We start from the raw sequence: 7604 nt of genomic DNA, 5'->3' as shown, positions 1-7604 counted from the left end.
AATAAAATAGAATTTCAAAAAAATAATAGTAAAATAACATAATTAGAAACTATAAAACTCTAAACATCTATAGTTTAAAAATACAACAAATGATAAATATAAAAACACTTGGAGAACTCAAAGAATCAGGATATAAAAGCCAAAGTATTAAAGATGAATTACGGAACAATCTTCGAGAAAAAATAAAATTAGGAAAACCAGTTTTTGAAGGAGTTTATGGTTTCGAAAATACTGTAATTCCAGAATTAGAACGTGCTATTCTTTCCCGTCATAATATTAATTTGTTAGGACTTCGAGGTCAAGCTAAAACTAGATTGGCTAGAAAAATGATCGAATTGTTAGATGAATATATCCCTGTTGTGGTTGGTTCAGAAATAAATGATGATCCGTTAAACCCAATTTCTCGTTTTTCTAAAGACTTAATTCAGGAAAAAGGCGATGCAACCCCAATAGAATGGATGAATCGAAGTGAACGGTTTTTTGAAAAACTCGCTACACCTGATGTTACTGTAGCTGATTTAATAGGAGATGTTGATCCAATAAAAGCATCAAACTTAAAATTATCCTATGCTGACGAACGGGTAATTCATTTTGGTATGATTCCACGTGCCAATCGCTGCATATTTGTGATTAATGAATTACCTGATTTGCAGGCTCGAATTCAGGTTTCTTTATTCAATATTTTGCAAGAAGGTGATATTCAAATTAGAGGATTTAAACTTAGAATGCCACTTGATATGCAATTTGTGTTTACTGCAAATCCTGAAGATTATACAAATCGTGGCAGTATTGTTACTCCTCTAAAAGATAGAATAGGATCGCAAATCTTAACCCATTATCCAGAAACTATTCAGATTGCAAGAACGATAACACACCAAGAATCTAGATTAGATAAAGCACAATCTGATTTGGTTTATGTTCCCTCTTTGGCTAAAGATTTGTTAGAACAAATAAGTTTTGAAGCTCGTGAAAGTGAGTATATTGATAATAAAAGTGGTGTTTCTGCTAGATTAAGCATTACCGCTTATGAAAATTTGTTGAGTACAGCAGAAAGACGTGCTTTAAAATCTGGTGCTGACAAAACTGTCTTACGATTATCAGATTTTATGGGAATTATTCCATCAATTACAGGTAAAGTAGAATTGGTTTATGAAGGAGAGCAGGAAGGGTCAGCTGTTGTGGCACAACATCTTATTGGAGATGCAATTCATACTTTCTTCCCAGCCTTTTTTCCAAAAATAGAGAAGTTAGAACGTGCCGACGCCAAAAATGAATATACTGAATTAGTTGAATGGTTTTTTAAAGAAAGTGGTTTCGAATTATTAGATGATTGCTCAGATAAAGAATACCAATCTATACTTTATGATGTAAAACCTTTAGAAAATTTAATCCAAAAATACCAACCAGAATTAATAAAAGAAGATAGGAATTTTATGAAAGAATTTATCCTTTGGGCATTGGTCGAATATGATAAATTAAGTAAAGATCGTTTCGAAAATGGTTATCAGTTTAAGGACATGTACGGAAGTTATATTAGTAAATTATAACTAGATATTTTACTAATAAAAAGGGTTTAGAAATTTCTAACCCCTTTTTTATTACTCGTGATCTGGCTTCAGATTAAATAAAGCGAAGTTTTTAGACTTTTTTTCGTAAGCTTTAAAAGAAATATCGCTTGGATTTGTAATAGCAGTTTTTAGAGTGATTTTATCACCTAATTTAAAGTTAGAAACCACCATTTTATAATCCAATAAATATTCTCCGCAAAAGAAGTTTCCGTTTTCGTCTTGTTCTATCAGTCCTGTAAAAAGACCTTTTTTTTCTAGCGATTTTGTCATAATAATATTCTATAAAGAAAGGACAAAGGTAATATTAATCTTTAAAAATTGTTTGTAAAAATCTTGATATTTTTAATAAAATAACTGTAAACAATGGTTTTTGTCTTGTAATATTTTTCAGATTGATTCGTGTCACGTTTTCCTAAAAACTTAAATATATAAAAATAAAAATAAAAATGCGACTCTAAAACTGCCCAAAAATGTTTCCATTTTCCTTGTGTTAAAAAACGAATTCCCGCGATTCCGTCTAAACTTAATCTGAGAAATAAAGTAGTATATAATTGGCTTGTTGGAAGATTTTTAAGCATCATCCACAAAGAATTTCTAAAATTTAAAAATGTTTTTTTAGGGTTTTCGGTATTTAAAGTAGCTCCGCCTACGTGATAAACGGTCGATTCTCCGCAGTATTTTGCAATGTATCCTTTATTAAAGGCTCTCCAACACAAATCAATTTCCTCTTGGTGTGCGAAAAAATCGGCATCGAAACCATTCAGCTCTCTAAAAACTTCTTTTCTAATAAAAAAACAAGCGCCCGAAGCCCAAAATATTTCGGTTACATCGTTATATTGTCCGTTATCTTTTTCGATAGTATCAAAAATGCGTCCACGGCAAAAAGGGAAACCATATTTATCTATAAATCCGCCGCCAGCACCAGCATATTCAAAGTATTCTTTGTTCTTATAATCAAGAATTTTAGGTTGAATAATACTTGTTTTAGGTTCACTTTTAAATAAAGTAATAACAGCTTGTAACCAGTTTTCAGTCACCTCAATGTCAGAATTTACTAAAGCATAAATATCTTCTTCAACTTCCTGCAAAGCTTCGTTATAACCTTTTGCATAACCAAAATTGCCTTTGTTTTTGATGATTTTTATCGAAGGAAAATGAGTTTTTACAAACGAAATAGAATCATCAGTCGAAGCATTATCAGCCACGTAAATCGTAGCTTCTTGAGAATATTGTACAATCGAAGGCAAAAACTGTTCTAACAATTTTTGTCCATTCCAATTTAATATAACGACAGCTATTTTCAATGTTAATTCGTTGATTTAGTTATGATTTGGAATTCAGGAAGTTCTTTCAAAAATAAATATTTCTCATTTTCAAAATCCATTTGACAAAAGTAATGATTTAAACCATTGGTAACCATCAAATATTCTGCTTCCAAAACCATATTATATCTCGCAATCTGATCGAAAGTGTTTTGAGATATAGGAACTTCTGGTGCTTTACATTCTATTAGTAAAAATATTTTTCCATTTGGTTCAAATACAACAATATCATAACGTTTACTTAAACCACCAATTTTGATTAACTTTTCAACATTAATATAAGATTTTGGATATTTTTTTTCTTCTAATAAAAACCGAACTACGTTTTGACGTACCCATTCTTCGGGCGTTAGAATCACAAATTTTTTACGAATTTCATCAAAAATAAAAACTTTATTTTCACTATTTTTGAACCGAAATGTATAAGTTGGAAAATTCAGTTTTTGCATTTTACAAATCTATTATCAAATAAACGAATTACCAAATAACCAAATCAACTTTTTTGTGGACGAAGTAGTAAAAATAATTAACGATATAAAAGCTGGAAATATAAAACCAATTTATTTTTTAATGGGCGAAGAGCCTTATTATATTGATAAATTATCAGAATATATCGAGCATAATGTTTTGCAAGAACACGAAAGAGATTTTAACCAAACGGTTTTGTACGGTCGTGATGTTACGATTGAAGAAATCGTTTCGAATGCAAAACGTTATCCTATGATGGCGGATCGTCAAGTTGTTATTGTAAAAGAAGCACAGGATTTGATAAAAACGATAGATAAGTTAGAATCGTATGCCGAAAATCCACAACCAACAACGGTTTTAGTCATTTGTTATAAATACAAAACGTTAGACAAACGAAAAAAAATCACCAAAATTTTAGCTCAAAAAGGTGTTGTTTACGAAAGCAAAAAATTATACGAAAACCAAGTAGGCGAGTGGTTAAAGCGAGTTTTACAAGGGAAGAAACTCAATATCGAACCAAAAGCATCTGCAATGTTGGTAGATTTTCTAGGAACCGATTTAAGTAAAATTGCTAACGAACTAGACAAACTAGCCATTATTATACCACAAGGAAGTACAATTACACCAGCAATTATCGAAGAAAATATAGGATTTAGTAAGGATTTTAATGTTTTTGAATTTAGAAAAGCTATTGGAGAGCGAAACCAATTAAAATCTTATCAAATTGCCGACCATTTTGCTCAAAACCCAAAGGATAATCCTATGGTTGTCACGACAAGTTTGGTTTTTAGTTTTTTTATCCAATTACTGAAATACCACGGATTAAAAGACCGAAATCCCAAAACAGTTGCGCCAATATTAGGAGTAAGTCCATTTTTCTTGAAGGATTATGATGTGGCTTTACGCAATTATCCTATGAAAAAAGTCAGTCAAATTGTGGCTTCCTTACGTGATATTGATGTGAAAAGTAAAGGTGTTGGTGCAAATGCTTTGCCTCAATCGGATTTATTGAAAGAAATGTTGGTTAAGATTTTTAATTAACATTGAAAAATATTTAAAAAAGAACGATATTTGTACCCCTCAAATTAAATAAAAAAGAAAATATGGGAATGAATAAAAATACAATTTTAGGTTGGGCAACTTTAATGATGATAATCATGGGATTAGTCTTAATAGGTCTTGGAGCATATAGATATGCCGATACAGCTGGTTGGGGTTTTGCAACTGTTGGGTTTGGGTTTCTATTAAATGCTTGGGTCTTCAGTTCTCTAAAAGGACGTTTGTAATGTACAATTTTAATCAAAAAAATAAGTTAGTATAAAGTCTAACAATCTAAATAATCTAATAATATAAAGAAATGTCAGACGATAAGAAAGTAATATTCTCAATGTCAAAATTGAGTAAAACCTACCAAGGAGCAGACAAACAAGTATTAAAAAATATATATTTAAGTTTCTTTTACGGAGCAAAAATTGGTATTTTAGGACTAAATGGTTCTGGTAAATCTTCACTTTTGAAAATTATTGCAGGAGTCGATAAAAATTACCAAGGTGATGTAGTTTTTGCACCAGGTTATACTGTCGGTTATTTAGAACAAGAACCAATCCTTGATGATTCTAAAACGGTTATCGAAATTGTTCGAGAGGGTGTAGCCGAAACTATGGCTGTACTTGATGAGTTCAACAAAATAAATGATATGTTTGGCTTGCCAGAATATTATGAAGATGCTGACAAGATGGAAAAACTAATGGATCGTCAAGCAGCTTTGCAAGACAAAATAGATTCATTAGGCGCTTGGGAAATAGATACCAAACTAGAAATCGCTATGGATGCTTTGCGCACACCAGAAGCAGATACACCAATTAAAAATTTATCAGGAGGAGAACGTCGTCGTGTCGCTTTATGTCGTTTGTTATTGCAACAACCAGATGTTTTGTTGTTAGATGAACCTACGAATCACTTAGATGCAGAATCGGTTCTTTGGTTAGAACAACATTTGGCACAATACGCAGGAACAGTAATTGCCGTAACGCATGATAGATATTTCCTAGATAATGTTGCAGGTTGGATTCTAGAACTAGATAGAGGAGAAGGTATTCCTTGGAAAGGAAATTATTCTTCTTGGTTAGACCAAAAATCGAGCAGAATGGCACAGGAAGAAAAAGTAGCTTCAAAACGTCGTAAAAACTTAGAACGCGAGTTAGACTGGGTTCGTCAAGGAGCAAAAGGGCGTCAAACGAAACAAAAAGCACGTTTACAGAATTATGATAAATTATTAAACGAAGATCAAAAGGCATTAGATGAAAATCTAGAAATATATATTCCTAACGGACCACGTTTAGGCACCAATGTTATTGAAGCTAAAAATGTAGCTAAAGCTTTTGGAGATAAATTATTGTATGATAATTTAAACTTCACTTTGCCACAAGCAGGAATTGTTGGAATTATTGGGCCAAATGGTGCTGGTAAATCGACCATTTTCAGAATGATAATGGGAGAGCAAGAAACAGATTCGGGCGAATTTACTGTTGGTGAAACTGTAAAAATCGCTTATGTAGATCAATCGCATTCTAATATAGATCCTAACAAATCTATATGGGAGAATTTTGCCGATGGTCAGGAACTGATTATGATGGGCGGACGACAAGTAAATTCTCGTGCTTATTTATCACGTTTCAACTTTGGTGGTGGTGAACAAAACAAAAAAGTAAACACCCTTTCTGGAGGAGAACGAAACCGTTTGCACCTTGCCATGACACTAAAAGAGGAAGGAAATGTACTTTTGTTAGATGAACCAACGAATGATTTAGATATAAATACTTTACGTGCTCTCGAAGAAGGTTTAGAAAACTTCGCTGGTTGTGCTGTAGTAATCTCTCACGATAGATGGTTTTTAGACAGAATTTGCACACACATTCTAGCATTCGAAGGAGATTCTGAAGTGTATTATTTTGAAGGTGGTTTCTCTGAATATGAAGAGAACAAAAAGAAACGATTAGGTGGAGATTTAACACCTAAACGATTGAAATATAGAAAACTAATAAGGTAATAATTATTTAATTGAATCCTGACATTTGTCAGGATTTTTTTTTACATTAGTTTTTTGAAAATAATCTTAATATGTATAAATATAAATTATTTTTTCTTCTCCTATTCTTTGTTTTCTTTCAGAGCTATACTTTCTCACAAGAAAAAAAATCGGTACAAGAAATTGTCGAATTAAATAAGCAATCAAGAAAATATTTTAAACAAGCAAATTTCGAAAAATCGATACAAATTTCTCGTATTGCATTGCATAACGCAAAAATTATAGGTAATGATTCTCTTGTAGCAATAAGTTGTCAGAGAATAGGTATGAACTTCGAAGAATTAAAAGATTTAAATAAAGCACTATTTTTTTATAACAAAGCTTTAAACTACGCTACAAAATCTAAAAACGGAAAAATAAAAGCAGACGTTTATAATGATTTAGGAAATATAAACTCGATAGATTTACTAAATCATTATGAAAAATCATTGTATTATTATGAAAAAACAAAAGCGTATTATGAAACAAAAAAAGATTCCACAAATCTAGTTATGGTAAATTTGAATATTGCTTGGACCTATTTTGATGAAAAAGAATTCGATTTGGGTTTTAAAAATTTAAATTTTGTAAATAAATATCAAGCAAAATTTGGAGATAGAGATTATATTATCTCCATAAACATGCTAAATGGTATGTACTATGCAGGAAAAGGAGATAATAGTAAAGCTAATTATTATTATTTGAAAGGAATAAACGAAGGAACAAAAATTGATTTTAATGAAGAAAAACAATATTTACATCTAGAATATGCTAAATTTTTAGCTAAAAATGGAGATTATGAAAAAGCTTACGAAAATCTCGCAAAACATAATGAGATAGTCGAATCACTTTTTAATAAAGAAAAAATGGCAAAAGCCAATCTCGCTGCGAGAAATATAGAATTTGATATTTATAAAAGTGATATCGAAAAGTTGCAAACCGATAAAAAAATTCAATCTTTAAGTCTAAAAAAATCTAAAACAATTTTGAGTTTGTTTTTTGTAATATTAGCATTCTTATTATTACTTTTTTATAGTTTATACAAAAATTATAACCTAAAAAAACAAAATAATAACGATCTAACAGCTGCTAATACAGACCTTCAAGTTGCAAAAGAAAAAGCAGAGGAAGCTACAAGATTAAAATCTCAATTTGTTTCAACAATCACTCATGAACTTC

Annotated in this window: 7 protein-coding genes and 1 pseudogene; 5 read left to right on the top strand and 3 right to left on the bottom strand. The window is 30.9% G+C overall.

The features are described 5' to 3' along the window. Positions 1-89 precede the first annotated feature (89 nt). On the top strand, positions 90-1547 hold the full coding sequence (locus tag ACH2BG_RS07055; RefSeq protein WP_395047002.1) for an AAA family ATPase: 1458 nt from the start codon (positions 90-92) through the stop codon (positions 1545-1547). A gap of 51 nt (positions 1548-1598) precedes the next feature. Here the strand turns inward: ACH2BG_RS07055 and ACH2BG_RS07050 are convergent, their stop codons facing one another. Genes ACH2BG_RS07050 through ACH2BG_RS07040 form a run of 3 tightly spaced genes read right to left on the bottom strand, consistent with a single transcriptional unit; the run spans position 1599 to position 3339 of the window. Beyond that, positions 1599-1838 carry a hypothetical protein gene (locus tag ACH2BG_RS07050; protein WP_011963201.1) on the bottom strand — a complete coding sequence of 80 codons (240 nt, stop codon included), beginning with the start codon at positions 1836-1838 and terminating at the stop codon, positions 1599-1601. Between the two features lie 41 nt (positions 1839-1879). Continuing rightward, positions 1880-2872 carry a glycosyltransferase family 2 protein gene (locus tag ACH2BG_RS07045; protein WP_395047001.1) on the bottom strand — a complete coding sequence of 331 codons (993 nt, stop codon included), beginning with the start codon at positions 2870-2872 and terminating at the stop codon, positions 1880-1882. A 2-nt stretch (positions 2873-2874) separates the two neighbouring features. Beyond that, positions 2875-3339: a type I restriction enzyme HsdR N-terminal domain-containing protein gene (locus ACH2BG_RS07040; RefSeq protein ID WP_395047000.1), complete on the bottom strand. Its 465-nt coding sequence runs from the start codon at positions 3337-3339 to the stop codon at positions 2875-2877. Positions 3340-3394: 55 nt separating this feature from the next. Here ACH2BG_RS07040 and holA point away from each other — a divergent pair, with 55 nt between their 5' ends. From holA to ACH2BG_RS07020, 4 genes and pseudogenes are all read left to right on the top strand, one after another. After that, entirely contained in the window at positions 3395-4399 is a 1005-nt protein-coding gene (gene holA / locus ACH2BG_RS07035; protein ID WP_395046999.1) for a DNA polymerase III subunit delta, read from the top strand. 62 nt (positions 4400-4461) lie between these two features. Next, on the top strand, positions 4462-4644 hold the full coding sequence (locus tag ACH2BG_RS07030; RefSeq protein WP_395046998.1) for a CAL67264 family membrane protein: 183 nt from the start codon (positions 4462-4464) through the stop codon (positions 4642-4644). 71 nt (positions 4645-4715) lie between these two features. Continuing rightward, the gene (gene ettA, locus ACH2BG_RS07025) at positions 4716-6407 is read left to right on the top strand and encodes an energy-dependent translational throttle protein EttA (protein WP_395046997.1); all 1692 of its coding nucleotides are present in this window, start codon (positions 4716-4718) and stop codon (positions 6405-6407) included. 71 nt (positions 6408-6478) lie between these two features. Further along, positions 6479-7604, top strand: a pseudogene (locus ACH2BG_RS07020) (hybrid sensor histidine kinase/response regulator); the annotation flags it as partial.

It is taken from the genome of Flavobacterium sp., assembly GCF_043779715.1.
In the GTDB taxonomy this organism is placed as follows: domain Bacteria; phylum Bacteroidota; class Bacteroidia; order Flavobacteriales; family Flavobacteriaceae; genus Flavobacterium.
This window is presented reverse-complemented; position numbering and strand designations above follow the sequence as displayed.

Coding starts and splice junctions, on each gene's coding strand:
- ACH2BG_RS07055 (WP_395047002.1), top strand. CDS start 90: ATGATAAATATAAAAACACTTGGAGAACTCAAAGAATCAGGATATAAA.
- ACH2BG_RS07050 (WP_011963201.1), bottom strand. CDS start 1,838: ATGACAAAATCGCTAGAAAAAAAAGGTCTTTTTACAGGACTGATAGAA.
- ACH2BG_RS07040 (WP_395047000.1), bottom strand. CDS start 3,339: ATGCAAAAACTGAATTTTCCAACTTATACATTTCGGTTCAAAAATAGT.
- ACH2BG_RS07030 (WP_395046998.1), top strand. CDS start 4,462: ATGGGAATGAATAAAAATACAATTTTAGGTTGGGCAACTTTAATGATG.
- ettA (WP_395046997.1), top strand. CDS start 4,716: ATGTCAGACGATAAGAAAGTAATATTCTCAATGTCAAAATTGAGTAAA.